The organism is Bradyrhizobium sp. LB8.2, from assembly GCF_040548035.1.
Lineage (GTDB): Bacteria > Pseudomonadota > Alphaproteobacteria > Rhizobiales > Xanthobacteraceae > Bradyrhizobium.
The window spans coordinates 1-25,594 of record NZ_JBEPQV010000017.1; the positions used below are offsets into that span (position 1 = coordinate 1).

A 25,594-nucleotide genomic window follows, 5' to 3' on the forward strand; every position below is an offset into this window, starting at 1 on the left:
ACCGTAATCCATCCCAGACATCGCTCGCTCCCGCGAATCATCACTCAACTCACGGAATCAGCAATCAAATTCCTCCGCAATATGTGTGAATTCGACAGGCCGCAAGAACGGGGCGAGGAGATGGGCTACGACCTGTAATCCCCGTTGATCGCGACATACTCCTTGGTGAGGTCGCAGGTCAGCACGCGATCGCGGCCCTTGCCGAGGCCGAGCGAGACCTTGATCGAGATCTCCGGTGCCTTCATCGCCTCCGACACCTGCGCCTCGTCATAGGACGGATCGCGCGCGCCGCTCTTGGCGACGCGGATGCCGTTGAAGGAGATCGAGAGCTTGTCGCGGTCGGCCGGTTCGCCGGCCTTGCCGACCGCCATCACCACGCGGCCCCAATTGGCGTCTTCGCCGGCGATCGCGGTCTTCACCAGCGGCGAGTTGGCGATCGACATCGCGATCTTGCGTGCCGACGTCTTGGTCTTGGCACCCTCGACCGTGATCTCGACCAGCTTGCGCGCGCCTTCGCCGTCGCGGGCCACCTGCTCGGAAAGACTGGCGAGCACCTGGTTGAACGCCTTGACGAAGGCCTTCAGGCGCGGGTCGCCGGCGCGGCTGATCCTTGGCGCGCCGTGTTCGGCGGCAGCGCCGGTGGCAAAGGCCAGCAGCGTATCCGAGGTCGAGGTGTCGCCGTCGATCGTCACTGCGTTGAAGGTGTCCTCGACGCCGCTCTTGAGCAGCGCCTGCAGCGCGGCGGGCGCGATCGGCGCGTCGGTGAAGACGAACGACAGCATCGTCGCCATGTCGGGCGCGATCATGCCGGCGCCCTTGGCCATGCCGTTGATCGTGACCTTGGCCTTGCCGAGCTTCACGGTCGCGGTCGCGACCTTCGGGAAGGTGTCGGTGGTCATGATCGCCTTGGCGGCCGCCAGATAATCGCCGGCCTCGGTGGTTTCCGCGAGACGCCCGAGCACGCCGTCGAACTTGGTCGCATCCAGCGGCTCGCCGATCACGCCGGTCGAGGCCAGGAAGATTTCGCCCTCGGGGCATCCGACGGCCTTGGCCGCGATCTTCGCGGTCAGCGCGGTGGAGCTGCGGCCGGTCTTGCCGGTAAAGGCATTGGCATTGCCGGAATTGACCACCAGCGCCCGCGCCTTGCCGCCCTTCAGCTTGGCGCGGCACCATTCCACCGGCGCGGACGGGCATTTCGATTTGGTGAAGACACCTGCGACCGCGGTACCCTTGTCCATCACCGCGAGCAGAACGTCGGTGCGGTTCTTGTAGCGGATGCCGGCCTCGGCCGTCGCAAGGCGGACGCCCGCGATCACGGGCATGTCGGGAACGTTTTTCGGGGCGAGGGGAGAAACGGAGGAGGACATCGGGGCGCCTTGGTGAGGTCTGGACATGCAGATGGCCGGGACATCCAGTGCGAAGACGTGCTTCGCACTTTTGGCCCGGCCATTGCGACGTTAGATACTATTGGCGTCCGTGAAGTGACAGCGAATTCTTACTTCTTCGCCGGGGGCGCCATCTTGCTGTCGGAGGGCTTCGCATCGGAAGGCTTGGCATCGGAAGGTTTGGCCGCATCAGCCGGCTTGGCGTCCTTTGCCGCATCGGCCGGCTGGTCCAGCCGCTCGACCTTGGCTTCCGCGCGCAGCTTGGCGACGTAGTCGGCCTGGGCCTTGCGGGTGACATACTGCTCGATCTGGGCCTTGACCTGCTCGAAGTCCGGCGCCTTGCGGCTGCGCTTTTCCTCGACCTTGATGACGTGCCAGCCGAACTGCGACTTCACGGGATCGGAGATCTTGCCCGGCTCGAGCGCGAAGGCGACCGCCGAGAATTCCGGCACCATCTGCTCCTTGGTGAAGAAGCCCAGGTCGCCGCCGTCGGCCGAGCCCGGATCCTTGGATTTCTTCTTGGCGAGCTCGGCGAAATCGGCACCCTTGTCGAGCTCGGCCTTCACCGCCTTGGCCTCGTCCTCGGTCTCGACCAGGATGTGGCGCGCGCGAACTTCCTGCTCGCCGGTGATCTGCTTGGAGGCCTCGTCATAGACCTTCTTCATTGCGTCCGGGGTGATGGCGGCCTTGCCCTCGCCGGCGAGCAGGCTGTCCATCAGCAGGCGGTTGCGGGCGAATGCGAGGCGCTTCTTGAACTCCTCGCCGTCGGCGACCTTCTTGTCCTCGGCGGCCTTGCCGACGATCTTCATGTCGATCAGGAAGGACAGGACGTTCTCGTCCTTGGTCGCCGGGTCCATCTGGGCGAGGCTCGGCCCGAGTTCCTCCTCGGCCATGGCGACGTCGCTCTTCTTGATTTCCGCGCCATTGACCTTCGCCAGTACCGGATCGTCGGCGGCCCGGAGCGGGCCCGCGAACGCCAGGGACAGCGCCAAAGCGAGGCAGCCAGCCAGGGCGGACGCGTGGCGGAAACGCTGGCCGGTTGTTACCGGGAACGAGGTGGTCATGGAAAATCCTTTTGTTGAAGCAGGGGGCTGCTCGAGCGGGGCGGACACTCGCCCAATTCAGGGGGCCTTGGCAACGCGAAAAGTCTGTCAAAATGATGAATTAGCCGCAATGCGCCCGCCGTTGACAAGGCCCTGACCGGGCCATATCTCTGCGCGGTCGCGTCCATGGCGATGGCGTTTATTTTGCTACGTTTTTGGCCGTTGAACCCAGACTTGCCCAACTCCCACCCATATGGCGGATGGACCCCGCAGTCCGGGCTCCGGCGCCACCAGGCGTCACGGTGAGTTGATGGGCAGGCGGGTGACAACCTCTCGGCTGCAACGCGGTTGAATCGCGAACACAGGAACCAGGCATGATCGGCGCGCTCGCCCGCAAATTTTTCGGCTCCGCCAACGACCGGCGGGTGAAGGGATATCAGTCCCGCGTCAGCGCGATCAACGCGCTGGAGCCCGAGGTCTCGAAACTCTCCGACGAGGCGCTCAAGGCCCGCACCGCCGACTTCAGGAAAGAGATCGCCGAGGGCAAAACGCTGGACGACCTCCTGGTCCCCGCTTTCGCCACGGTCCGTGAAGCCGCCAAGCGCACGCTCGGCCAGCGCCATTTCGACGTCCAGCTGATCGGCGGCATGGTGCTGCACGAGGGCGACATCGCCGAGATGAAGACCGGCGAAGGCAAGACGCTGGTTGCGACGCTCGCGGTCTATCTCAACGCGCTCGCCGGCAAGGGCGTCCACGTCGTCACCGTCAACGACTACCTCGCCAGCCGCGACTCCGCCTGGATGGGCCAGATCTACGGCTTCCTCGGCATGACCACCGGCGTGATCGTCCACGGCCTGGACGATTCCGAGCGCAAGACGGCTTATGCCTGCGACATCACCTACGGCACCAACAACGAATACGGCTTCGACTATCTGCGCGACAACATGAAGTACCGGCTCGAGGACATGGTCCAGCGGCCGCACTTCTACGCGATCGTCGACGAAGTCGACTCCATCCTGATCGACGAAGCGCGCACGCCGTTGATCATCTCCGGCCCGCTCGACGACCGCTCCGACTTCTACAACACCATCGACGGCTTCCTGCCCAAGCTCGACAAGACCGACTACGAGGTCGACGAGAAGCAGCGCACCGTGACGCTCACCGAAGGCGGCATGGAGAAGATCGAGACGCTGCTGCGCGATGCCGGCCAGCTCAAGGGCGAGTCGCTCTACGACGTCGAGAACGTCTCCGTCGTGCACCACATCAACCAGGCGCTGCGCGCCCACACGCTGTTCACCCGCGACAAGGACTACATCGTCCGCGACGACGAGGTCGTGATCATCGACGAGTTCACCGGCCGCATGATGCAGGGCCGCCGCTATTCCGAAGGCCTGCACCAGGCGCTGGAAGCCAAGGAGCATGTCCAGGTCCAGCCGGAGAACCAGACGCTGGCCTCGATCACCTTCCAGAACTATTTCCGGATGTACGAAAAGCTTGCCGGCATGACCGGCACGGCGCTGACCGAAGCCGACGAATTGTTCGACATCTACAAGCTCGAGGTCGTGGAAATCCCGACCAATCTGTCGGTCGCTCGTCTGGACGAGGACGACGAGGTCTATCGCACCCAGAACGAGAAATACGCCGCGATCCTGGCCGAGATCGAGCGCGCCAATGCGCGATTGCAGCCGGTGCTGGTCGGCACCGCCTCGATCGAAAAATCGGAAGTGATCGCCGAATATCTGAAGAAGCACGGCTACCGGCAGATCGATTTCGGCAACGAAAATTCGATGCAGAAGCTGTACGCCGCCGCCCGCGCCGGCAAGCCGGCCAAGCTGTTCGCGGTGCTGAACGCGCGCTTCCACGAGCAGGAAGCCTATATCGTCGCGGAAGCCGGCGTGCCCGGCGCGATCACGATCGCGACCAACATGGCCGGCCGCGGCACCGACATCAAGCTCGGCGGCTCGCTCGATATGCGGATCCTTCAGGAGACCGGGGGCATCGAGGACGAGGCCGAGAAGGCCAAGAAGATCGAACAGATCAAGGCCGATATCGAGCACTTCCGCGACATCGTGCTGAAGGCCGAGGAAGAGGTCGAGATCGAGCCGGCGAAGGGTTCGAAGCCCGCCAAGACCGTGAAGAAGCCCGGCGGCCTCTACATCATGGGCTCCGAGCGCCACGAATCCCGCCGCATCGACAACCAGCTCCGCGGCCGTTCCGGCCGTCAGGGCGACCCCGGCCGCTCGAAGTTCTTCCTGTCGCTGGAAGACGATCTGATGCGCATTTTCGGCTCGGATCGCCTCGACAGCATGCTGCAGCGTCTCGGCCTGCAAGAGGGCGAGGCCATCATCCATCCTTGGATCAACAAGGCGCTGGAGAAGGCGCAGCAGAAGGTCGAAGCCCGCAACTTCGACATCCGCAAGAATTTGCTCAAGTTCGACAACGTCCAGAACGACCAGCGCAAGGTGATCTTCGACCAGCGCGTCGACCTGATGAAGGACGACAGCGTCGCCGAGACCGTCACTGACATGCGTCACGCCTTCATCGACGACCTCGTGGCCAAGCATGTGCCCGAGCATGCCTATGCCGAGCAGTGGAACGTCGCGGGCTTGAAGGAAGAGCTCAAGCGCGTGCTCGATCTCGACCTGCCGGTCGAGGACTGGGCCAAGGAAGAAGGCATCGCCGACGAAGAGCTGCTCACGCGCATCGAGACCCGCGCCGACGAGCACATGGCCGCCAAGGTCGGGCAATGGGGCCCCGACGTGATGCGTTACGTCGAGAAGACCATTTTGCTCCAGACGCTCGACCATCTCTGGCGCGAGCATTTGATCATGCTCGACCATCTGCGTCAGGTCATCGGCCTGCGCGGCTACGGCCAGCGCGATCCGTTGCAGGAGTACAAGACCGAGGCCTTTAATCTCTTCCAGGAGATGAGCGCGCATCTGCGCGAGGCCGTCACCGCGCAGCTGATGCGGGTCGAGATCGTGCCGCCGGAGCAGGAAGCCCCGGTGCTGCCGCAGATGGAAGCGCACAAGTTCGATCCGAACACCGGCGAGGACGAAATGGCGCTCGCCCACGTCTCGCTCGGAGCGCAGGCCACCGACGCGGCACTGCGTGATCCCAAAAACCCGGCCAGCTGGGGCAAGATCGGCCGCAACGAGGATTGCCCGTGCGGCAGCGGCAAGAAGTACAAGCACTGCCATGGGCGGTACGCTTAGCCGTTAAATTCCGCTGACGTCGCCCGGCTTGACCGGGCGTCCAGTACGCCGCAACCTCTCGGTTCCGTCATATCAGTCTCTGGAATACTGGATCGCCCGCCCCAGTGCGCAATTGCGCACAAGGCGGGCGATGACAGCGAGTATGTGGTGCCCGCTGTGCGCTTCGCTTGTCCGGGAGGACGTGCCGAGCGTGTGCTACGCCACCGCTCTAATTCGAGCTGTCGATCAAGCTCTCCAGCAGCCGCTTCAACTCGCTGGTCGATTTGTCGCCGTAGCTTTCCAGGATGTGCTCCTCCTGGTCGACCGCGAGCGAGTTGAGCTTCCTGCTCAGCACCTTGCCGCGATCGGAGATGAACATCAGCACCTTGCGGCGATCGTTCGGGTCCTGCACGCGGTAGACCAGCGTGTCCGAGACCATGCGGTCGATCATCTTGGTCAGCGTCGGATGGTTGAGCAGCACGGCATCCGCAAGCTCGCCCATCGAATGGCCGTTGCCATCCGACAGCACTTTCAGGATGCGCCATTGCTCGACGGGCACGCCTTCCTTGCTCAACCGCAGTTCGAGCTGCCGGTTGATCTCCCGGTTAGCTTGCGCGAGCAGGTAGGCGAGGTGTTCGGTGATCGGGGAGTTTGGTTTTGCCACGGCTAAGACTTTGTCTTGACCCAAATGAGTGAATGTCTTGCAATCGATGCTGCATCTATATGCACTTCAATTCTTGAATATTCAATATTTTCAAAATAGGATATTGCCCAACAAAAGGGCGGATGCCGCGGCCGCCTGCTCAATGTGCTTTCAGGTCTGGTGCCAGACAGGAGTTGGCGTGCACACGACGGTAAACTTCCCGGCTCACGGCGGTCCGGCGTTGCCGCCGTCCATGCTGTTGCGGAATCTGTCGCCCGTCGCGACCGACTTCGACCTGTCTCCGATCGACGCGCATTTCATGAAGCGCCGCGGCGCGCGCGACAAGCTCCGCATCGGCAATTTTCTCACCTTCACCGGCTCGCCCGGAATCTGGGGCCCGACCTCGACCAACAGCGCAATGCTGGCGGTTGCCGAGATCAACAGGCGCGGCGGCATTCTGGGTCGCGAGCTCGAGCTGTCGATCTACGATTCCGGCGGCCCGATTGACGAGGTGCTGCGGCGCGCCGAGCAGGCGATCGCCTTCGACGAGGTCGACCTCATCATGGGCTCGCATATCAGCGCCGTGCGCGTTGCCTTGCGCAAGGTCACCGGCAATCGGATCCCCTATATCTACACGCCGGTCTATGAGGGCGGCGAGCGTACGCCGGGCGTGATGGCGATCGGCGAGACGCCGCGCTGGCAGAGCCGGCCTTCGATCCACTGGCTCGCGGACGTCAAGAAGGCGGCGCGCTGGTATCTGATCGGCAGCGACTATGTCTGGCCCTGGCTGTCGCATCGCGCGGTGAAGCGCTACATCAAGGAAGCCGGCGGCCAGGTCGTCGGCGAGGAGTTCGTCCCCGTCGGCGAAGACCATCACGAGGCGCATCTGGCGCGCATCCGCGCTGCCAAGCCGGACGTGGTGCTGATCTCGCTGATCGGCACCGACAGCATCACCTTCAACCGCGCCTTCGCGGAAGCGGGCCTCGCGACCTCGACGCTGCGGCTCGCGGGCGCGATGGACGAGACCGTGCTGCTCGGCATCGGTGCCGACAACACCGAGAACTTGTTCTGCGCCTCCGGCTATTTCAACTGCATGGCCTCGCGCGCCAATGACGAATTCCTCTGCGCTTATCAGGCCATGTTCGGCCCGCACGCGCCGCCGGTCGGCTCGGTCGGCCAGTCGAACTATGAGGGGCTGCGGTTCCTGGAGTCCGTCGCCAACCGTGCCGGCTCATTGGCCTTGCGTCCGCTGCTGAAGGCGGCGCGCAACACCGTCTATTCGGCAGGCCGCGGTCCCGTCACCATCCGCGATGGCCGCGCCGAGATGCCGATGTACCTCGCCGAAGCGGACGGCCTCGACTTCAGGCTCATCAAGACGCTCTGACCTCAGGTCGTCCCTCCGGTCCGGCACATTCGTGAAATAATACTTGAAAAGGAAAATATTTCCGTCTGTAATATCGAAGTGGAGCCGACTGGCCCGCGCCGTGCACGCGCGCCCATGAGGATCCAACGCCAGGGATCAAGAAGCCTTTGAGGAGAGCGCCGTGACAGTTGTCCTTCCCACGCCAGCCCAACTTCGCAGTGTCGCCGACCAGTGCGGCCTTTCGCTGACCGACGACGATGTCGCCTCGTTCCGCGGCCTGATGCAGGGCTCGATCGAAGCCTACAATCTCGTCGGAGCCATGCCGGACGAGGTGCCGGAGGTCAAATATCCGCGCACGCCGGGCTATCGGCCCTCACCGGAAGAGAACCCGCGCAACGCCTGGTATCGCAAGTCGACAGTGAAGGGCGCTGCCAGCGGCAAGCTCAAGGGCAAGACCGTCGCGTTGAAGGACAACATCATGCTCGCCGGCGTTCCCATGATGAACGGCTCGGCGACACTCGAAGGCTACGTTCCCGATTTCGACGCCACCATCGTCACACGTATGCTCGATGCCGGCGCCGAGATCGCCGGAAAAGTGCATTGCGAATCCTTCTGCATGTCCGGCGGCAGCCACACCAACGCGGTCGGCGCGGTGCACAATCCGCACAAGATGGGCTATTCGGCCGGCGGCTCGTCCTCGGGCTCAGGCGTCGTCGTCGCGCTCGGCGAGGTCGACATGGCGATCGGTGGCGACCAGGGCGGCTCGATCCGCATGCCGTCCTCGTTCTGCGGCACCTACGGCATGAAGCCGACCTGGGGCCTCGTGCCCTACACCGGCATCATGCCGATCGAGGTTTTCGTCGATCACACCGGCCCGATGACGGCAACGGTCGCCGACAACGCGCTGCTGCTCGAAGTGCTCGCCGGCGACGACGGCTACGATCCGCGCATCAAGGCGCCCAAGGTCGAGGACTACACCAAGGCGCTCGGCCAGGGCGTGAAAGGCATGAAGATCGGCATCCTCAAGGAAGGCTTTGAGCAGGCGACCGCGGAAGCCGCCGTCAACGAAAGCGTTCGCGAAGCCGCAAAACGCTTCAGGGACCTCGGCGCCACTGTCGAGACCGTCTCGATCCCGATGCATCTCGTCGGCCCCGCGATCTGGACGCCGATCGGGACCGAGGGCATGACCCAGACCATGATGTATGGCGACGGCTACGGCCTGAGCCGGTCCGACCTCTATTCGACCACGCTGATGGATTTCCATCGTGGCTGGCGGCGGCAGGCGGATTCACTGTCCGAGACCACAAAACTGTTCCTGCTGCTCGGCACCTACATCAACAACACTTTTGGTCCCCGCTATTACGGCAAGGCGCTCAACATCTCCCGACGCCTGACCGCGGCCTACGACAAGGCCTTCAAGGACTACGATTTGCTGCTGCTGCCGACCACACCGATGAAGGCGACCAAGCTGCCGGAGCCCACGGCCAGCCGCGAAGACTACGTCGCGCGCGCGCTGGAGATGATCTCCAATACCGCGCCGTTCGACATCACCCACCATCCCGCGATGTCGCTGCCCTGCGGCATGGTCGACGGCCTGCCCGTCGGCCTGATGCTGGTCGGCCGCATGTTCGAGGAAACCACCATCTACCGCGCCGCCCACGCCTTCGAGCAGATCGGCGACTGGAAGAAGATGTGAGCGAGGCATGGATGCAGACGAGCGGGATTTTAGCGCATGGCTAACGCGTTCGTCGCGGCGTTCGAGATCCTGAGCTTTGGTGCGATCATCGTCCTGATCGTGCTGGGGCTCGGGATCATCGCCAGCATGATGGGCATTTTCAACTTCGCGCAGGGCGAGTTCGTCCTGCTCGGCGCCTACATCACCTATCTCGCCTACGCCAAGGGCCTGCCGATCTGGGCCGGCATGGTCGCGGCGCCCTTCGTGGTCGGCGCGCTCGGCTTCGTGCTGGAGGCGCTGATCATTCGCCGGTTCTACGCCGCGCCGATCGTGGCCATGCTCGGCACCTATGCGCTCGGCCTGATCATCCGTGAGACCGTGCGCGGACTGATCGGCGGCTTCTATCTCACCGTGCCGGAGCCGATCGGCGGCTCGATCGACATCGGCGCCATGCACATCTCGGCCTGGCGTTTCACCATCATCGTCATCACGCTGCTGGTGATGGTCTGCTGCTATCTCCTGCTGTCGCGCACGAACTTCGGCTTGCGCATGCGCGCCACGCTGGAAAACCCGTCGCTGGCGCGCGCCTCGGGCATTTCAACGCCGCTGATGTACGGCGCCACCTTCGCCTTTGGCTCCGCGCTTGCCGGCCTTGCCGGTGCACTGATCGTCCCCGTGTTCAGTCTCTACGCCGATCTCGGCCTGCGCTTCCTGATCCAGGGATTTGTCGCCGTCATGGTCGGCGGCGTCGGCTCCTTCATCGGGCCGGTCGCTGGCGCCGGCGTCATCGGTACGCTCAGCGCCGCGTTGCCCTGGGTGATGGCGCCCGTCGTCGCCGATGTTCTCGTCTTCGTGCTTGCCATTGTTTTCATCAAATTCCGGCCACAGGGCCTCATCGCTGGAAGAGGGGTTTAAATATGTTTGCAGAACGCACCAATCTCACCCGACGTCGTTTCCTCTCCAATTTCGCCTTCGCAACCGGCGCAGTCGCGACCGGTGTCGGCAGCTGGGTGATTCCGGCGCCCTGGGCCAATGCAGCGGGAGGTCCGATCAAGGTCGGCATCGCGACGGACCTCACCGGCCCGATTGCGTACGCCGGCACGGCGGACGCCAACGTTGCCAAGATGCTGGTCAAGCAGATGAACGATGCCGGCGGCCTGCTCGGCCGTCCGCTCGAGCTCTACATCGAGGACACCGCGTCGAACGAATCGGTCGCGGTGGGCAACGTCCGAAAGCTGATCCAGCGCGACAAGGTCGACATGGTGCTCGGCGGCATCACCTCGTCGATGCGCAACGCGATCAAGGATCCGATCGTCGCGCGCGGCAAGACGCTCTACATCTATCCGCAGCTCTATGAAGGCAAGGAGTGCACGCCCTATCTGTTCTGCACCGGGCCGACGCCGGCGCAGCAGTGCGACGAATTCATTCCCTGGCTGATCAAGAACGGCGGCAAGAAATTCGCGCTGCCGAGCGCCAACTATGTCTGGCCGCACACGCTCAACGTCTACGCCCGCAAGGTGATCGAGGCCAACGGCGGCGAGGTCGTGTTCGAGGAATACTACCCGCTTGACCAGGTCGATTTCTCTTCGACCGTCAACCGCATCATCTCCAACAAGGTCGACGTCGTCTTCAACACCGTCATTCCGCCCGGTGTCGGCCTGTTCTTCAAGCAGCTCTATGAAGCGGGCTTCCTCAAGAACGGTGGGCGTCTCGCCTGCGTTTACTATGACGAGAACACGCTCAACATCAACCAGGCCGCCGAGATCGAGGGGCTCGCAAGCTGTCTCGATTATTTCAAGGTGCTGACCAAGGAGAACCCGTTCGACGCAAAGATCCAGACGGCCTACGAGAAGGATTTTCCGGGTAACTTCCTGTTCGCGGCCGGCAGTGCCGCGACCGGCACCTATCGCGGCCTCAAGCTGTGGGAAGCGGCCGTCAAGGAGGCCGGCAAGGTCGATCGCGACTCGGTGGCCGCAGCCCTCGACCACGCCAAGATCGCTGAAGGACCGGGCGGACCAGCGGAGATGGTGCCGGGCAAGCGGCACTGCAAGATGAAGATGTACACCGCGGTCGCCAAGGCTGGAAACTACGAGATCGTCGGACGCAGCGACGGGCTCGTCGATCCCAAGGAATGCTAAGGTCGAATGCCGAAATCGATGGGCGCAGTAAAACAGGCGATCCCCGCTGAGATCGGCGGGGAGGCGGACGTCGCAATGGGTGGCAGCGGGACGGCAGGGCAGGCCGCTTCGGGACGAAAGGTCCTGCCGATCGTGGAGGGCGTCGTGCTCGTCGCGGCGCTGCTCGCGCCGCTGGTGCTGCAAGACTACCTCACGGTGTTCGCCACGCGCGTGATTATCCTCGCGCTGTTCGCGCTGTCGTTCGATCTGGTGTGGGGCTATGCCGGCATCATGAGTTTCGGCCAGGCGCTGTTCTTCGGCTCAGCCGGGTACGGTGTGGCGCTGCTCGCGCGCGACCTCGATATCACCAACATCTTCCTGGTGCTGCCCGCGGGAACGCTGATCGGCCTGACCTTCGCGCTGCTGCTCGGGGGCTTCCTGCTGCTGGGACGGCATCCCTCCAGCGTGATCTTCGTCTCCCTGGGCACACTCACCGGCTCCTACGCCGCCGATCGGCTCGCGCGCGGCTGGTACTATCTTGGCGGCCAGAATGGCATCCCCTCGATTTCGTCGATGACGCTCGGCAGTTACGAATTCTCGGAAGGGCCGTCCTTCTATTATCTCGTGCTCGGCATCCTCATTGTGGTCTATCTCCTCTGCCGCTTCCTGGTGCGCTCGCAGTTTGGCCTTGCGCTGGCGGGCCTGCGCGAAAACGAGCAGCGGATCGCCTTCTTCGGCTACAAGGCGCAGCATCTGAAGGCGATCATCTTCGCGATCGGCGGCGCCGTCGCGGGCCTCGCCGGCAGCCTCTATGCCTTCCACGAAGGGTTCGTCTGGCCCAACATGGTCGGCGTCGTGGTCTCGACGCAAGTCGTGCTCTACGTGCTGTTCGGCGGCTCTGGCACGCTGATCGGCGCGGTCATCGGCGCTGTCATCGTCGAGGGCGTCAGCTTCTGGCTGTCGGACAATTACCGCGAGGTCTGGCCGATCATCCTTGGCGTGCTGCTGTTGCTCGTGATTCTGTTTCGGCCGCTCGGCCTGATCAGCTTTGTGCTCGGCGAGCGCGAGCGGGTCGGCAGTTTTGGTGCCAGGCCCAAGGAGACCGAAAAGGAGAAGCGCAATGCCGCTCCTTGAAGCCGCCGGCGTCAAAAAAATCTTTGGCAAGCTCACTGCGCTCGATGGCGCCGCGCTCACCGTCGGCGAGAACGAGTTTCACGGCCTGATCGGTCCGAACGGCTCCGGCAAGAGCACGCTGATGAAATGCATTGCAGGGGCCGAGGTGCCGACGCAGGGCAAGGTCTCCTTCGTCAACACCGACATCACTGCGTTCACGCCGACCGAGCGTGCCCGCGCCGGCATGAGCCTGAAATTCCAGATCACCAGCGTGCTGCCGTCGTTGACGCTCTACGACAACATCTTGCTCGCGCTCCAGGCGCAGTCCTCGCTGCTCGACCTCGTTTTCTCGCGCACCCGGGGCGCGTTGCACGACCAGGTCATGACCATGCTGACGCAATTTCGCCTTGCCGACCGCGCTTTCGATGCAGCGGCGGCGCTGTCGCACGGCCAGCAGCAATGGTTGGAGATCGCGATGGCGCTTGCCGGCAAGCCGAAACTTCTGCTGCTCGACGAGCCGACCGGCGGCATGAGCCTGGAGGAGCGCCGCGTCACCGGCGAATTGTTGCAGCCGATCAAAAAGCATTGCTCGCTCGTCATCGTCGAGCACGACCTCGATTTCATCCGCGATATCTGCGACCGTCTCACCGTGCTCGACCAGGGCAAGGTGCTGGCGTCAGGCACGGTGTCGGAGATCCAGGCCAACAAATCCGTCCAGGAGATCTATCTGCGCCGTGCCTGAATTTTTGGACATCAAGCATCTCGATGCCGGCTATGGCCGCAGCCAGGTCCTGTTCGACGTCAACCTGGGCATTCCCTGGCGCGGCGGCGTCGCCGTGCTCGGCCGCAACGGTGCCGGCAAGACCACGTTGATGAAGACCATCGTCGGCGAGCTGCCGGCGTGGAAGGGCGAACTCGCCTTCGACGGCCGCGACATCAGCCGCCGCGCCACCCAGGAGCGCGTGCGCGCCGGCATCGGCTACGTGCCGCAGGAGCACTCGGTGTTCGCGCGCCTGTCGGTGCGCGACAATCTCGCGGTCGGCTCGCTTGCGAGCAGGAAGGCCGACGCGGTCGACCACGTGCTGACCATCTTCCCGAAGCTCGGCCAGCGCCTCGACCAGCCCGCCGGCACGCTTTCCGGCGGCGAGCGCAAGATGCTCGCCATCGGCCGCGCCATGCTGGGCGATCCAAAACTGCTGCTGCTGGACGAGCCGACCGAAGGCGTCTGGATCGGCGTGATCGAGGAGATCACCGAACGCCTGATCGAGCTCGCGAAAAACATCGCCGTCATCATCGTCGAGCAGCACCTCGATCTCGCGCTGCGCGTTGCCGATTACGCCTATGTGCTCGACCGCGGCCGCGTCGCGCTGCAGGGCAAGGCGGGCGAGGTGAAGGGCAATCCGGAGCTGCTGCGGTATCTGGCGCCGTAGATAACTTGCGGACTGTCAGATCGCTTGGTGTGGGGCGTTCACGGCGTGCTTCCGAGAAACGGATTGAGAATGGTGAGTCCGCCGATGCTGCGGCCGTGCTGCATGTCCTCGCTGTAGAGCGTGTCGCATCCGGCTTCGATCGCAGCGGCAATGATCAGCGCGTCGTAAAAAGCAAGCGTGTGGTCGCGGGCAAGCGCAAGCGCCGCGGCGTGCGTGTCGGCGGTGAGCGGTGCAGTATCCGGAAAGCGAAACCGGATCGATTGCACCGCAGCTTCGATCACAGGCCAATCCTGTTTCTGCTTCTTGCGCAACACGTTGGTGAACTCGTTCAGCACCTGTGTGCTGATGACACCGCCGCCGGCAATCGTGGTCAATGCGCGCTGCCGCCGGACGTCGGTCGAAAAGGCATAGATCAGGACGTTGCTGTCGAAGAAAGCGCTCACCGCTCGTTCGCCTCGTCGCGGTCGAATTCGTAGCCTTCGGGCAGGGGAAATTGGAACTGTTCCGCCTGCTTGAGAAATTCTGCCCGCTTGTCGATCTTCTCCACCGCGATCTGGCCTTTCGAGGCCTTCACGACGTCGAGTTCGTCGCCGGGGGCGAGGTTCAAGGCTTCAACGAGTCTCTTGGGCAAGCGAACCGCAAGGCTGTTGCCCCATTTGGAAACCAACATTGCTTGCTCCACGATATACAATATATTTGTATATCTTAAGCTGGATATCATCAAGTGCAAGTAGCCCAGACATGAGCCAAAACGCTGGTCGGAAACCCAGCGAACGTCATCCTCCAGGCGGCTTTCCCCAATTGACGATTCCTGGCATCGCGCTCGGCTGGGACCGACTTTCCGACCAGCCGGCGGGTGTCATTGTCTTCTCGAAGTCTGCAACAGATGGCGGAGCAACGAAGACGGCATCATCGTTGAGCGTCAGCGGTTGAATGTCGATGCTCGCAGGGCAAAGAAAATCCGGCGCTCGTCCGACGTTACGCTCGACGGCAGCCACCAAAGCATCCTGATCGTGCGTTAACGGCTTGTAGCCGTTGATCCACTGCGTTCCGAGCATATCGAGAACGGCGGAGATGTTTTGAAGCTTGCGTTCGATCAAGCCTTCAGACCGATGCACGGTCGTCATGAGCTGGCGCCGATTCTGCGCCTTGCTGTAGGCAACGCCCGCCCTCTCGGAGGTCAACATCTGAAAATAGCTATCGACCACTGCGGAGATCTCGCTCTCCGTCCAAAGTGTGCCAGCGATCTCCTCGGTTTGCTCCCGGTCCAAGTCTCAGCTTCTTGGACTTGAATAGTATCAGGCACGCTGCTGGCGCAACGGCGGCACCTAAAATGCAGGAAACCGTTGTAAGCGATTAGATTCGTCCTACTTCACCGCCCCAAAGCGGCTGTCGAACGAGTTCGATGACACGACCGGCGCAGCTCCCATGATCTGTGTCGCTTCACCGGCACCATCCGATACCGACGGCTTCAGCGCCGGGCGCGTCGCGGCGAGGCGGGTGTCGGGCTTCGCCGGCTCGGCGGGTTTGGCGGCCACGATCGGCTTCGGCGCCTCCTTGGCCGTATCTTTGGATTTGTCGTGTCCCGGCACGAACCGGGTCACTGCGGCTTTCAGTCTCGACGCTGCGGTGGGCGGCGTTGTCGACGGCGCGGCCGGGGCGACGGACGCGGTGGCCTGCGGCGGAGGCGTGGTCGCCGTGGTATCGGCGGTGCCCATGCCCATCTTGCGGCCGAGGTTGGAGAAGAAGCCGGCTTTCTCAGCCGGCGCGGCGTTGGCGACACGGGCGTTGGCGGGCGCGCTGACGGCGACGACCGGCTCTGCCTGCGGCGAGGGCGCGGCTGCGTCGAGATTCGGCTTCGGCGGATTGACGTGGCCGGGGATCGTGCCCGGCGCCTTCGCCATCGCCAGCATCTGCAAGGTCGTGCCTTCGGCGCCCTCGGACAGACCGGTCGAGCCTTCCGGAATCTTCGCGGCAAAGATCTTGTTCATGCCGCCGTCGATGCCGGTGTTCATGCGCGCCACCGGTGTGCCGCGCGAAACCAGCTTGTTGTACTCGGCCTGGTCGCGCGCATCCTTCTCGCGCACGGCGCGGGCGATGTCCTCGGGGATCACATAGGCCGGACATTTTGCCGAGGCGTCGAACACCGGATCACGCTTGGCGTCGGGCGCCTTGGTTGCGTCGAAGACGTACTTCTTCTCGCAGAAATCGACCTTCGGCTCCTGCCGCGTCACTTCGAAATGATCATAGCCTTCCTTGATCATCTTCCAGAACGGCATGTTCGGGTTGTTCCGGTGCTTGGCCATGTTCACCGGCGTCATCTTGAACGGATAGGCCTGGAACTGGAACGCTTTCTGGCCGCCGAAGAAGGACTCGCGCCCGAGCGAATAGATCTCGGCGATCTGCTCGTCGGTCATCGCATAGCAACCGCGCGAAGAACAATCGCCATGCACCATCAGCTGCGAGCCGGTACGGCCGAGCGCGCGATCAAACGCGTTGGGAAAGCCGGTGTTGAACGAGAGGTAATAGGCCGATTGCGGATTCATCTGGCCCGGATTGATCGAATAGAATCCCTCTGGCGCCTGGCGGTCGCCTTCACGGACCTTCGGCCCCAAATCGCCCGACCAGCGGCAGATCGGATAGGTCTTGAGCAGGGCGAACTGGCCGTTGCGGGCCTGCTTCCAGATCTCGAGCTCGGCCTCCTGCTTGAACAGGCGCACCAGGATCGGCGATTGCAGGTCCATGTCCTTTTCGACCATCGCGGCGAGAAGTTTTGGCGGGACCGGCTGGTTGGCCTTGGCGTTGGTCGCGAGCGAGACCTGATCGGTATCGCAGCCGGCCAGCACAATGCTGGCGGCAAGCGCAACCGAAGCCAAAACCGCGCGAGCAAGCGAACGAGAAATCAAGACGGACCCCACACCGTGCCGGGCATCGCGCAAACCCCAATCTTGAAGCATGATCCGACCGGCCATCCGGGCCCGTCGCGACGGGCTTTTTCGCAATCACACTCCAGCGCTTATGCCCTGAAGCCATTGATTAAAATTCTAACCTCTGGGGCATGTGGTCGCAACCCGAGCGGGGATCACGAGCCCGTTGGCCCAAAGGTGTGGTCAACGAAGACTTAAACTGGGCCGTAACTTGGGCCTTGCGGCCAAACCGGTACTGAGATCGCTGATTTGGGCAAAAAAAGGGTTAACGCGGAGTTACCGGGGGCTCGGGACAGGTCTCTCGTGCCCCGGACGCAGCGCAGCGCTCCTTCAGCGGTGCGTTGCAGAGCCGGGGCCCATGCTTGAGGCGATCTCCGGAAGTTTCTGGGTCCCGGCTCTGCGGAGCGGCACTTCGTGCCGCACCGCGTCCGGGACACGAAAAACCGTCCGAATCAGCCCAGTTTACGGCCGATATCGAGGAATTTCTGGCGTCGGTGCTTGCGGACGGCGTCGCCGTCGAGGCCGCGGAGCTCGTCAAAAGCCTTGGCGATGGCGTCGCCCGTGGTGGCGATCATGGCGGCGGGGTCGCGATGGGCGCCGCCGACCGGCTCCTTCAGAATGCTGTCGATTACGCCGAACCGGAGCATGTCCTGGGCGGTGATCTTCATGTTGTTGGCGGCTTCCTGCGCCTTGGAGCCGTCGCGCCAGAGGATCGAGGAGGCTGCCTCGGGCGAGATCACGCTGTAGATCGCATGCTCCAGCATCAGGACCTTATTGGCGGTGGTGATGGCGATGGCGCCGCCCGACATGCCCTCGCCGGTGATGATGGCGACGTTCGGCACGGTCAGCGCCAGACAGGCATCGGTCGAGCGCGCGATCGCCTCGGCCTGGCCGCGCTCTTCCGCGCCGATGCCGGGATAGGCACCGGCGGAATCGGCAAGCGACAGCACCGGCAGGCCGAAGCGCTCGGCCATCTCCATCAGCCGCACGCATTTGCGATAGCCCTCGGGCCGCGCCATGCCGAAATTATGCTTGATGCGGCTCTCGGTGGAATCGCCCTTTTCCTGGCCCATCACGCAGATGGCCTCGCCGCGGAAGCGGCCGAAGCCGGCGACCAGCGCCTCGTCCTCGCCGAACTTGCGGTCGCCGGCGAGCGGAGTGAACTCGGTGATCAGGCCCTTGATGAAGTCGTTGAAATGCGGCCGCTGCGGATGCCGCGCGACCAGCGTCTTTTGCCACGGCGTCAGGTTCAGATAGAGGTCGGCCAGCGCCTGCGCTGCCTTGTCCTCGATTCGCCCGATCTCATCAGTGATGTCGCTGCCGGAGGCCGCAAGCGTCCGCAATTCGTCGAGCTTGGAATCGAGCTCGGCGACGGGCTTTTCGAAATCGAGATAGCTGCGCATCTGGTCTGGCATCAACTCAATATAGGGAGGGCGGGGCGAGGCGGCGAAGCAGATTCGAGCCTTCGGAAAGAAGTGTAGCTTCTTCAATGAGTTGGCTTGTGCACTCTTAGGCCGCCCGCCAAATCAATCGTGAGGCCCCGGCTCTTTCTGCGGAGATGTGGCCGAAGTCAAGGCGGTTTCATCGTCGTCCCGGCCGGCTCTCGTGTCCCGCACGCGTTGCAGCGCTTCTTCAGTGCTGCTGCGCAGAGCCGGGACCCAGCAAGCGGCATGGACCCCGGCTCTGCAGCGCACCGTTTCACGCTGCGCTGCGACCGGGGCACGAGCCTTACTTCTCCGCCAGCGGATGCAGGTCGCGAACGAGGCTCTTCAGCCGCTCCTCGACCACGTGGGTGTAGATCTGGGTCGTCGAGATGTCGGTGTGGCCGAGCAGCGTCTGCACGATCCGCAAATCGGCACCGTTGTGAAGCAAGTGGCTGGCAAACGCATGGCGCAGCACGTGTGGGGAGACCAGCCGGGCCTGCAGGCCGGAAGCGACCGCGAGCTCCTTCAGGTCGCGGGCAAAATGCTGCCGCGTCAGATGCCCGCTCTCGCCGAACGAGGGGAACAACCATTTCGAGGCCGCCACGCTGTTCTTCTTGTCCGTCTTGTTGTTTTCCTTGGCGGCTTCCGTCGCGGCGAGATAATCGGCCATCGCCTGCCGCGAGGCCTCGTTGAGCGGCACCAGCCGTTCCTTGTTGCCTTTGCCGCGTACCACGATCATGCGGGCGTCGCGCTTTGCGGCAGTGCGCGGCAGCGCCACCAGCTCGGAGACGCGCAGGCCGGTGGCGTAGAGCACCTCGAGCAGGCAATAGAGCCGCAAAGCGCGCAGCCGTTTCGAGGGCGAGGCATCTTCCGCCGTACTCAATTCCGTGGCGCGGCGGAGCATGCGGTCGACGTCCGCGATCGACAGCACCTTTGGCAGCCCGCGGCCGCGCTTGGGGCCGGACAGGATCGCCGCGGGATCTTCAGCGCGGATGCGCTCGTTGAGGAGAAAACGGCAGAGATGCCGTATCGCCGACAGCCGCCGCGCGACGCTGGTGGATTTGAAGCCGCGCGTGTCGAGGTCGGCGAGATAGTCGCGCAGCGTCTGCGTCTCGGCGTCCGCAAATGTATGGCCGACGCGGCCGAGAAACTCCGAGAAATCGGCGAGGTCGCGGCGGTAGGCATCGAGCGTATTGGGGCCGGCGCCCTGTTCCGCGGCGAGCATGTCGAGGAACAGGCCGGTGAGCTTGGCATCTGAGGGCTTGTTAGCGGAAGATCTGGCACGCATGCCCGGCAGCCTAGCGCCTATTTCTTGAGAAATTTGTCCGCCGGGATCGTCACCGTCATTTCCCGCGGCTTGGGGTTGACGAAGTTCGCCAGCGCGAAGACCACGCCATAGACAATGCCGGCGATCACGGCGACGACCGTCAGGAAGCGGAACAGGCTGGGCATCGGGCAAGGTCTCGGAGAGGGTCTCGGGCGGCCGAATTAACCAATGAAATCATCCAACATGTTCGCCGTTTCGTGGCAAGAGTCCTCTGGCGAGGCCCCCTTTGGGGTCGTATAGGTGGCCAAAGCATGCCGCCTTTGGCGGCGGTTCGAGCGAGACCCATTCGAGCGAGACAAATGTCCGACGCCGCGTTGCCGATCCAAGCTTCGCCCGAGGCCGACATCCTGTCGGCGCTGGGCGCGCGCTCGATCGTGCTCGTCGGCATGATGGGGGTAGGCAAATCCACCATCGGCCGCCGCATGGCGATCCGGCTCAAGCTGCCCTTCGTCGATGCCGACACCGAGATCGAGGCGGCGGCCGGCATGACCATACCGGAAATCTTCGAGCGCCACGGCGAGCCGCATTTCCGCGACGGCGAGGCCCGCGTGATCGCGCGTCTGCTCGACGGCGGCCCCATCGTGCTGGCAACCGGCGGCGGCGCCTTCATGCGCGAGGAGACGCGGGGCCGCATCGCGGCGAAGGCGATCTCGATTTGGCTCAAGGCCGATGCTGACGTCATCATGCGCCGCGTGCGCCGGCGCGCCGACCGTCCGCTGCTCCAGACCGCCGATCCCGAAGGAACCGTGACGCGCCTGCTCATCGAACGCGAGCCGGTCTACGGCCATGCCGACCTCACCATCGCCTCGCGCGACGTGCCGCACGACAAGATCGTCGAGGAGACCATCGAGACGCTGCGCGCCCATCTCTGCGGCGAACAGGCGTCCCCGCCACCAGCCGACGTCGCGAGTGCCGCACGATGACCGCGCCTTTGAAACATTCCGATCCCGCCAACGTCGAGGTCGCGCTCGGCGATCGCGCCTATGACATCGTCATCGGCCGCGGCGTGCTGGCCTCGCTGGGCGAACGGGTCGCGCGTTTACGTCCCGGCGTGCGCACCGCGGTCGTGACCGATCGCACCGTCGCAAAATACTGGCTCGAACCCGCCGAGGCTTCGCTCGCAGCGGCCGGCATTCCGGCATCGCGCATCGTCGTCGAGGAAGGCGAGATCTCGAAAACCTATGCCGGGCTCGAAAAGGTCAGCGAGGCCCTGATCGCCGCAAAGATCGAGCGCAACGATCTCGTCATCGCGCTCGGCGGTGGCGTTGTCGGCGATCTCGCCGGCTTTGCGGCAGCGATCCTGCGCCGCGGCGTCGATTTCGTGCAGGTCCCGACCTCGCTTTTGGCACAGGTCGATTCCTCCGTCGGCGGCAAGACCGGCATCAACTCGCCGCAGGGCAAGAATCTGCTCGGCGCCTTTCATCAGCCGGTGCTTGTCGTCGCCGACACGGCCGTGCTCGACACGCTGTCGCCGCGGCAGTTCCGCGCCGGGTATGCCGAAGTCGCCAAATACGGCGTGCTCGGCGATGAGGCCTTCTTCACCTGGCTTGAGAACAACCATTCCGACATCTCCAGGGGCGGCGCGGCGCGCGAGCATGCGATCGCGACGTCCTGCCGCGCCAAGGCCGGCGTCGTCTCGCGCGACGAACGCGAGACCGGCGAGCGCGCGCTGCTCAATCTCGGCCACACGTTTGGTCACGCGCTGGAAGCGGCGACTGGGTTCTCCGATCGTCTGTTCCACGGCGAGGGCGTTGCGATCGGCATGACGCTGGCAGCGCAGCTCTCGGCCAGGCTCGGCATGATCGGCGAAGCCGATGCGGCGCGCGTCGAGCGGCATCTGATTGAGGCCGGCCTGCCGACGCGCTTGCAGGACATCGCGGGCTTCGCGCAGGAAGGGCTTGCCGATGCCGATGCGCTGATGGCGCTGATGTCACAGGACAAGAAGGTCGAGCGCGGCAAGCTCACTTTCATCCTGCTGGAGGCCGTGGGGCGCGCCGTCATCGCGAAGGACGTCGAGCCGGCTCCGGTGCGCGATTTCCTCAAGGACAAGCTCGCCCTCAAGGCGTGATACGCGGCTGAACGGCGTGAGAGCGTTTTCGAGCGAAGTGGGTACCGGTTCGCGTCAGGAAAACGCGTCAAAACAAGAAACCAGAGTGGTTCATGGACTGGCTCGGATTCACCATCGTCGTCCTCTGCCTGCTCGTCTCGGGCTTCTTTGCCGCGAGCGAGACCGCGCTGATCGGCGCCTCGCGTGCCAGCATGTTGCGGCTCTCCAAGCAGGGCAACCGCGACGCCGACGTGGTCTCGCGACTGCTCGCCATGCGTGAGCGCCTGATCGGCGCGCTGCTGCTCGGCAACAACATCGCCAATATCAGTGCATCCGCCCTTGCCACCAGCATCTTCACGTCCTGGTTCGGCGATGTCGGCGTGCTCTATGCGACCGGCGTGATGACCGTGCTGGTGGTGATCTTCGCCGAGGTGCTGCCGAAGACCATCGCCATCAACGCGCCCGACCGCATGGCGCTTGCGGTGGCGCGCCCGATGCGGATGACGATGTACGTGCTGGGGCCGCTGCTCAGAATCGTGGAAGTCATCGTGCGCCTGTTGATGCGCATGTTTGGCCTCGCCGGCGAGCACCAGGCGATCCTGTCGCCGACCGAACGCCTGCGCGGCGCGGTCGACCTGTTGCATCACGAGGGCAAGGTCGAGAAGCAGGATCGCGACATGCTCGGCGGCCTGCTCGATCTGCGCGAGCTTCAGGTTTCCGACGTCATGATCCATCGTACCGAGATGACGATGATCAACGCCGACCTGCCGCCGGAAGAGCTGGTGCGCGAGGTGCTGGCGACCGAATACACCCGCACCCCGCTGTGGCGCGAGAAGCCGGAAAACATCATCGGCGTGCTCCACGCCAAGGATCTGTTGCGCGCGATCCGCGCCTCGGACGGCGACACCTCGCGCATCGACGTCTCCACCATCGCGCTGCCGCCCTGGTTCGTGCCGGAGATGCGGCCGGTGTCCGAGCAGCTCAAGGCGTTCCGCCGCCGCAAGACCCATTTCGCGCTGGTCGTTGACGAGTACGGCGAAGTTGAAGGTCTTGTGACGCTGGAAGACATTCTGGAAGAGATCGTCGGCGACATCTCCGACGAGCATGACGTCGTGGTTGCGGGCGTGCGCGCCCAGCCGGACGGCTCGGTCGTCGTCGACGGCTCGGTGCCGATCCGCGACCTCAACCGCGCCCTGGACTGGCATCTGCCCGACGAAGAGGCAACCACGGTTGCCGGCCTCGTCATTCACGAGGCGCGCTCGATCCCCGACCGCGGCCAGAGTTTCACCTTCCACGGCTTCCGCTTCCGCGTCCTCCGCCGCGAACGCAACCGCATCACCGCGCTCCGTATTTCACCGGTGCCGCGCGAGTCGGAGGTGGACGAGGCGAAGCCGAGAAGGGCCGGGACGTCGTTTTAGGATTCGCGTGACCCTGTTGCCCCTCATGGCGAGGAGCGCCGCAAGGCGCGTCTCCAACCATGCAGGCCAGGATGCCGCAGCGGGGGCCTGCATCCTTCGAGACGCGCGCAAATGCGCGCTCCTCAGGATGAGGAGAAATGGCGCCGTCTGCTGCTCGAATTGGCGAGCTAAGTCCCGCCTTCCCCCGGCGCCTGCGCGTGGATGGCCAGCGCGTGCACGCTGCCGGAGAGTTCCGCGGCCAGCGCCGCATTTATCATGCGGTGACGATCGACGCGGCCCTTCCCTTTGAAGGCTTGAGACACGATATAAACGCGGAAGTGCGTCTCGCCGCTCGGCCGATGGCCGGCGTGGCCCTCATGCAAATGTGACTCGTCGACGACCTGCAGGCTTTCCGGCGTGAAAGCTTCCTGCAACTTGTTGCTGATAGTATCTGTCATAGCCATGGATGTGCCATTAAGGTGCGAGATCGCTCTCCGTTATTTGCGCAGGCCGCCTCTGGCGACCGTTCTTGAGAACGCCGAAGCCGAGCTTTGGCTATGTGTTTTCAGCTAATTGCAATGTCAAGACTTGAAGGTTTTTGCATTGCGTAGTCAAAGTCAGTCATGCCGATCGATTCATCAAAGTTCTTCGACTCCATCCGGGTCAAGCCGAAAGGCAAGCAGCCGGAAGTGAAGCCGCGCGACGCCGTGGCCAACTGCGAATGGACCGGGTGTCAGAACAAGGGCGCCCATCGTGCGCCCAAGGGTCGCGACAACCAGCGTGAATACTGGCACTTCTGCCTGAACCACGTGCGCGAGTACAATCAGAACTACAATTTCTTCTCCGGCATGAATGCCGATGCGGTCGCGCGTTATCAGAAAGATGCGCTGACCGGCCACCGTCCGACCTGGAAGATGGGCGCCAATGGCGGCGTCAAGAAAGGCGCGGAGGCCGAGATCGACGGCGCCTTCGATCCGTTCAGCATGTTCCAGGAGCTCAACGGCCGCTCCGGCTGGCGCGCCGGCCCGCAGGCCGCGCCCAAGGCCGAGACGCGCAAGATCATGAACGCCGAGCGCAAGGCGCTCCAGGTGATGGGCCTCGGCCCCGACTCTTCGCTCGCCGACGTCAAGTCCAAGTACAAGTCGCTGGTGAAGCAGCACCACCCCGATGCCAACGGCGGCGACCGCTCCACAGAGGATCGCCTGATCGAGATCATCAAGGCGTATAATTATCTGAAGACCGTGGTGCGCGAGGCGTAGGCCTCGCGCTCGCTTTCTTCCCTTCTCCCCTCGCGGGAGAAGGTGGCGCGAAGCGCCCGATGAGGGGTTTCTCCCGGCGAATTCAACTGCAAGAGATGAGGGTGTCGAGACAACCCCTTACCCGTCTCGCTGCTCCGGGCCACGCATCCCCTACTCGTTCGGCATCGCCCCCACATACGACGAACTCGGCCGGATCAGCCGCCCCGTCCGCTGCTGCTCACGCGCATGGGCGGTCCAGCCGGCTGCGCGGGCCACCGCGAAGATCGGCGTAAAAGCCTGTCTTGGAACCGCCAGCGCATCGAGCAGGATCGCGGTGAAGAACTCGACATTGGTTTCCAGCGGCCGGTCCGGATTCTTCTTGCGCAGCGCGCTGCGGATATAGGCCTCGACCTCGCCGGCAAACGGCAGGCCGGCGCCGTCCGAGGCGAGCGCCTCGATCGCGGTCTTGAGCACGTCGGCGCGGGGATCGCGCACGCGATAGACGCGGTGACCAAAACCCATCATCCGCTCGCCGCGTGCCAGCGCCGCATCGACCCAGGTCTGGATGCGCTCGCGCGAACCGATCGCGTCGAGCATTTCCAGCACCGGCTCCGGCGCGCCGCCATGCAGCGGGCCGGTGAGCGCGCAATAGCCGGCGGTGACGGCGGCGAACAGATCGGCTTGCGTCGAGGCCACCACGCGCGCGGTGAAGGTCGAGGCGTTCATGCCGTGATCGCAGACCGTGACGAGATAGGCGTCTAACGCCGTGACCTCGCGCGTCGCCGGTGCGCACCCGTGCAGCATGCGGAGCGTATCGGCGGCGTGGCTCACGCTCGGATCGGGCGCGACCGGATCGAGACCTTTGGCGCGCCGGACCAGCGCACCTGCGATCACCGGAAATGCGCCGACGATGGTCGCCTCGTGCTCCAGTCCGTGCTCCGCGCGAAGTCCCGCGACCGCCGCGCGAAACCCGTCGAGGATGCCCATGCCGCTTGTCGCCGGCAGCAGGTCGGCCAAACGCGCGAAAGCGCGTTCGCGTGCGGCACCCAGGTTCGCCCGCACATTGGCTTCGCTCAGCGTGGTCTTGCTGGCGCCGTTCCAAAGCCGGGCGGTAACGCCCTCAAAGCTCGACTGGCTCGCCAGTCGGCCGACATGCTCGCCGGCGATGATCAGCTCGCCGCGCTCGCCGTCGACATGGCTCAGCACGGTCTCAGCCGCGGGAACGCCGTCCAGCCCGATCTGACTCTTGGTGAGGTGGATGTTCATGGCCC

Annotated in this window: 24 protein-coding genes; 12 read left to right on the forward strand and 12 right to left on the reverse strand. The window is 64.0% G+C overall.

Going from position 1 to position 25,594, the window contains the following annotated elements:
- Positions 1-125: 125 nt before the first annotated feature.
- Entirely contained in the window at positions 126-1,367 is a 1,242-nt protein-coding gene (gene argJ, locus ABIB06_RS20730) for a bifunctional glutamate N-acetyltransferase/amino-acid acetyltransferase ArgJ (RefSeq protein ID WP_247340150.1), read from the reverse strand.
- Between the two features lie 128 nt (positions 1,368-1,495).
- The gene (locus ABIB06_RS20735) at positions 1,496-2,449 is read right to left on the reverse strand and encodes a peptidylprolyl isomerase (RefSeq protein WP_247340148.1); all 954 of its coding nucleotides are present in this window, start codon (positions 2,447-2,449) and stop codon (positions 1,496-1,498) included.
- A gap of 353 nt (positions 2,450-2,802) precedes the next feature.
- Here ABIB06_RS20735 and secA point away from each other — a divergent pair, with 353 nt between their 5' ends.
- Positions 2,803-5,643, forward strand: coding sequence for a preprotein translocase subunit SecA (gene secA, locus ABIB06_RS20740; RefSeq protein WP_247340140.1), 2,841 nt, complete (start codon positions 2,803-2,805; stop codon positions 5,641-5,643).
- 208 nt (positions 5,644-5,851) lie between these two features.
- On the opposite strand, the gene ABIB06_RS20745 is transcribed toward secA, so the two are convergent.
- On the reverse strand, positions 5,852-6,286 hold the full coding sequence (locus ABIB06_RS20745) for a MarR family winged helix-turn-helix transcriptional regulator (protein ID WP_247340138.1): 435 nt from the start codon (positions 6,284-6,286) through the stop codon (positions 5,852-5,854).
- A gap of 178 nt (positions 6,287-6,464) precedes the next feature.
- On the opposite strand from ABIB06_RS20745, the gene ABIB06_RS20750 reads away from it, so the two are divergent.
- From ABIB06_RS20750 to ABIB06_RS20780, 7 genes are all read left to right on the forward strand, one after another.
- On the forward strand, positions 6,465-7,649 hold the full coding sequence (locus tag ABIB06_RS20750) for a substrate-binding domain-containing protein (RefSeq protein WP_247340136.1): 1,185 nt from the start codon (positions 6,465-6,467) through the stop codon (positions 7,647-7,649).
- 160 nt (positions 7,650-7,809) lie between these two features.
- Positions 7,810-9,324: an amidase gene (locus ABIB06_RS20755; protein ID WP_247340135.1), complete on the forward strand. Its 1,515-nt coding sequence runs from the start codon at positions 7,810-7,812 to the stop codon at positions 9,322-9,324.
- Between the two features lie 36 nt (positions 9,325-9,360).
- Positions 9,361-10,218: a branched-chain amino acid ABC transporter permease gene (locus ABIB06_RS20760; protein WP_247340134.1), complete on the forward strand. Its 858-nt coding sequence runs from the start codon at positions 9,361-9,363 to the stop codon at positions 10,216-10,218.
- A gap of 2 nt (positions 10,219-10,220) precedes the next feature.
- The gene (locus tag ABIB06_RS20765) at positions 10,221-11,441 is read left to right on the forward strand and encodes a substrate-binding protein (protein WP_354050188.1); all 1,221 of its coding nucleotides are present in this window, start codon (positions 10,221-10,223) and stop codon (positions 11,439-11,441) included.
- Between the two features lie 6 nt (positions 11,442-11,447).
- Complete coding sequence (locus ABIB06_RS20770) at positions 11,448-12,554, forward strand: branched-chain amino acid ABC transporter permease (protein ID WP_247340132.1); 1,107 nt, start codon at positions 11,448-11,450, stop codon at positions 12,552-12,554.
- Positions 12,541-13,275, forward strand: coding sequence for an ABC transporter ATP-binding protein (locus ABIB06_RS20775; protein WP_247340128.1), 735 nt, complete (start codon positions 12,541-12,543; stop codon positions 13,273-13,275). Before ABIB06_RS20770 ends, ABIB06_RS20775 begins: the two co-directional genes overlap by 14 nt.
- Positions 13,268-13,963 carry a branched-chain amino acid ABC transporter ATP-binding protein gene (locus ABIB06_RS20780; RefSeq protein WP_247340123.1) on the forward strand — a complete coding sequence of 232 codons (696 nt, stop codon included), beginning with the start codon at positions 13,268-13,270 and terminating at the stop codon, positions 13,961-13,963. The genes ABIB06_RS20775 and ABIB06_RS20780 overlap by 8 nt, the downstream gene beginning before the upstream one ends.
- A gap of 38 nt (positions 13,964-14,001) precedes the next feature.
- Here the strand turns inward: ABIB06_RS20780 and ABIB06_RS20785 are convergent, their stop codons facing one another.
- From ABIB06_RS20785 to ABIB06_RS20815, 7 genes are all read right to left on the reverse strand, one after another.
- The gene (locus ABIB06_RS20785; protein WP_247340122.1) at positions 14,002-14,406 is read right to left on the reverse strand and encodes a PIN domain-containing protein; all 405 of its coding nucleotides are present in this window, start codon (positions 14,404-14,406) and stop codon (positions 14,002-14,004) included.
- The gene (locus ABIB06_RS20790) at positions 14,403-14,633 is read right to left on the reverse strand and encodes an AbrB/MazE/SpoVT family DNA-binding domain-containing protein (protein WP_247340121.1); all 231 of its coding nucleotides are present in this window, start codon (positions 14,631-14,633) and stop codon (positions 14,403-14,405) included. The genes ABIB06_RS20785 and ABIB06_RS20790 overlap by 4 nt, the downstream gene beginning before the upstream one ends.
- 106 nt (positions 14,634-14,739) lie before the next feature.
- Entirely contained in the window at positions 14,740-15,234 is a 495-nt protein-coding gene (locus tag ABIB06_RS20795) for a hypothetical protein (RefSeq protein WP_354050191.1), read from the reverse strand.
- A 96-nt stretch (positions 15,235-15,330) separates the two neighbouring features.
- On the reverse strand, positions 15,331-16,869 hold the full coding sequence (locus ABIB06_RS20800) for a L,D-transpeptidase family protein (protein WP_354050193.1): 1,539 nt from the start codon (positions 16,867-16,869) through the stop codon (positions 15,331-15,333).
- Positions 16,870-17,342: 473 nt separating this feature from the next.
- On the reverse strand, positions 17,343-18,305 hold the full coding sequence (locus ABIB06_RS20805; RefSeq protein ID WP_247340112.1) for an acetyl-CoA carboxylase carboxyltransferase subunit alpha: 963 nt from the start codon (positions 18,303-18,305) through the stop codon (positions 17,343-17,345).
- Positions 18,306-18,618: 313 nt separating this feature from the next.
- Positions 18,619-19,602, reverse strand: a complete 984-nt coding sequence (xerD, locus tag ABIB06_RS20810) for a site-specific tyrosine recombinase XerD (protein ID WP_247340108.1) — start codon at positions 19,600-19,602, stop codon at positions 18,619-18,621.
- A 17-nt stretch (positions 19,603-19,619) separates the two neighbouring features.
- The gene (locus ABIB06_RS20815) at positions 19,620-19,766 is read right to left on the reverse strand and encodes a histidine kinase (protein ID WP_247340106.1); all 147 of its coding nucleotides are present in this window, start codon (positions 19,764-19,766) and stop codon (positions 19,620-19,622) included.
- 174 nt (positions 19,767-19,940) lie between these two features.
- Here ABIB06_RS20815 and ABIB06_RS20820 point away from each other — a divergent pair, with 174 nt between their 5' ends.
- The 3 genes from ABIB06_RS20820 to ABIB06_RS20830 all read left to right on the forward strand — a co-directional run bounded on the left by ABIB06_RS20820 (position 19,941) and on the right by ABIB06_RS20830 (position 23,106).
- On the forward strand, positions 19,941-20,564 hold the full coding sequence (locus tag ABIB06_RS20820) for a shikimate kinase (protein WP_247340104.1): 624 nt from the start codon (positions 19,941-19,943) through the stop codon (positions 20,562-20,564).
- Complete coding sequence (aroB, locus tag ABIB06_RS20825; protein WP_354050197.1) at positions 20,561-21,709, forward strand: 3-dehydroquinate synthase; 1,149 nt, start codon at positions 20,561-20,563, stop codon at positions 21,707-21,709. Before ABIB06_RS20820 ends, aroB begins: the two co-directional genes overlap by 4 nt.
- Before the next feature lie 92 nt (positions 21,710-21,801).
- Positions 21,802-23,106 carry an HlyC/CorC family transporter gene (locus ABIB06_RS20830; RefSeq protein ID WP_354069224.1) on the forward strand — a complete coding sequence of 435 codons (1,305 nt, stop codon included), beginning with the start codon at positions 21,802-21,804 and terminating at the stop codon, positions 23,104-23,106.
- A gap of 167 nt (positions 23,107-23,273) precedes the next feature.
- Here the strand turns inward: ABIB06_RS20830 and ABIB06_RS20835 are convergent, their stop codons facing one another.
- The gene (locus ABIB06_RS20835; RefSeq protein ID WP_247340101.1) at positions 23,274-23,549 is read right to left on the reverse strand and encodes a BolA family protein; all 276 of its coding nucleotides are present in this window, start codon (positions 23,547-23,549) and stop codon (positions 23,274-23,276) included.
- Positions 23,550-23,708: 159 nt separating this feature from the next.
- On the opposite strand from ABIB06_RS20835, the gene ABIB06_RS20840 reads away from it, so the two are divergent.
- Positions 23,709-24,344 (forward strand): J domain-containing protein, encoded by a 636-nt coding sequence (locus ABIB06_RS20840; RefSeq protein WP_247340098.1) that lies wholly within the window; start codon positions 23,709-23,711, stop codon positions 24,342-24,344.
- 150 nt (positions 24,345-24,494) lie between these two features.
- On the opposite strand, the gene ABIB06_RS20845 is transcribed toward ABIB06_RS20840, so the two are convergent.
- On the reverse strand, positions 24,495-25,589 hold the full coding sequence (locus ABIB06_RS20845) for a citrate synthase/methylcitrate synthase (protein WP_354050201.1): 1,095 nt from the start codon (positions 25,587-25,589) through the stop codon (positions 24,495-24,497).
- Positions 25,590-25,594 lie beyond the last annotated feature (5 nt).

Bases quoted from the DNA above. Each gene is read 5' to 3' on its own strand.
- ABIB06_RS20775 (WP_247340128.1), top strand. From the start codon at position 12,541: ATGCCGCTCCTTGAAGCCGCCGGCGTCAAAAAAATCTTTGGCAAGCTC.
- ABIB06_RS20770 (WP_247340132.1), top strand. From the start codon at position 11,448: ATGCCGAAATCGATGGGCGCAGTAAAACAGGCGATCCCCGCTGAGATC.
- ABIB06_RS20815 (WP_247340106.1), bottom strand. From the start codon at position 19,766: ATGCCCAGCCTGTTCCGCTTCCTGACGGTCGTCGCCGTGATCGCCGGC.
- ABIB06_RS20760 (WP_247340134.1), top strand. From the start codon at position 9,361: ATGGCTAACGCGTTCGTCGCGGCGTTCGAGATCCTGAGCTTTGGTGCG.
- ABIB06_RS20820 (WP_247340104.1), top strand. From the start codon at position 19,941: ATGTCCGACGCCGCGTTGCCGATCCAAGCTTCGCCCGAGGCCGACATC.
- ABIB06_RS20840 (WP_247340098.1), top strand. From the start codon at position 23,709: ATGCCGATCGATTCATCAAAGTTCTTCGACTCCATCCGGGTCAAGCCG.
- secA (WP_247340140.1), top strand. From the start codon at position 2,803: ATGATCGGCGCGCTCGCCCGCAAATTTTTCGGCTCCGCCAACGACCGG.
- ABIB06_RS20790 (WP_247340121.1), bottom strand. From the start codon at position 14,633: ATGTTGGTTTCCAAATGGGGCAACAGCCTTGCGGTTCGCTTGCCCAAG.
- ABIB06_RS20835 (WP_247340101.1), bottom strand. From the start codon at position 23,549: ATGGCTATGACAGATACTATCAGCAACAAGTTGCAGGAAGCTTTCACG.
- argJ (WP_247340150.1), bottom strand. From the start codon at position 1,367: ATGTCCTCCTCCGTTTCTCCCCTCGCCCCGAAAAACGTTCCCGACATG.
- ABIB06_RS20845 (WP_354050201.1), bottom strand. From the start codon at position 25,589: ATGAACATCCACCTCACCAAGAGTCAGATCGGGCTGGACGGCGTTCCC.
- xerD (WP_247340108.1), bottom strand. From the start codon at position 19,602: ATGCGTGCCAGATCTTCCGCTAACAAGCCCTCAGATGCCAAGCTCACC.
- ABIB06_RS20830 (WP_354069224.1), top strand. From the start codon at position 21,802: ATGGACTGGCTCGGATTCACCATCGTCGTCCTCTGCCTGCTCGTCTCG.
- aroB (WP_354050197.1), top strand. From the start codon at position 20,561: ATGACCGCGCCTTTGAAACATTCCGATCCCGCCAACGTCGAGGTCGCG.
- ABIB06_RS20805 (WP_247340112.1), bottom strand. From the start codon at position 18,305: ATGCCAGACCAGATGCGCAGCTATCTCGATTTCGAAAAGCCCGTCGCC.
- ABIB06_RS20765 (WP_354050188.1), top strand. From the start codon at position 10,221: ATGTTTGCAGAACGCACCAATCTCACCCGACGTCGTTTCCTCTCCAAT.
- ABIB06_RS20735 (WP_247340148.1), bottom strand. From the start codon at position 2,449: ATGACCACCTCGTTCCCGGTAACAACCGGCCAGCGTTTCCGCCACGCG.